1 pseudogene is annotated in these 378 nt (G+C 50.0%); it reads left to right on the top strand.

Features of this window, described 5'->3' with window-relative positions:
- A pseudogene (locus tag I656_RS0115740) lies at positions 1-250 on the top strand (transposase); the annotation flags it as partial.
- Between the last annotated feature and the right edge of the window lie 128 nt (positions 251-378).

Raw genomic sequence — 378 nt, 5'->3', positions numbered from 1 at the left:
GGCTATTTACCGCGTTTTTCAGCGCCGAGTGCGTCAGTTTATTACTCCAGAACACCCGTTGAAGGGTCCTGGAGGCCGCAAGCTGACCCGGCCGACGGGACAGGCGATTTTTCAGCTGTTTCAATATGTGAACGTCGTCCTGTTCAAGCTGCCGGATGGGCGCATCCAACGCTCACTGGATCGCTCCCTTACCCCTGATCAGCGAAGGATTCTGCAGGGGTTGGGGCTGGATGAGAGCATTTACGTGTAACGTCATACGGAACGACCAGCGATGGTAAAAAAAGGATTGCCATCGCTCGTTGTGTTGGTCAAAAAGTTATTCTGAAAAACTAAATAAAAAATCCTTTGTTTTGACCTTGTTAGGGTGCGAAATGTGAG

This window comes from Geobacillus sp. WSUCF1, assembly GCF_000422025.1.
Lineage (GTDB): Bacteria > Bacillota > Bacilli > Bacillales > Anoxybacillaceae > Geobacillus > Geobacillus zalihae.
Note: the sequence above shows the minus strand (reverse complement) of the source record. Positions and strands in the feature narration are given on the sequence as shown.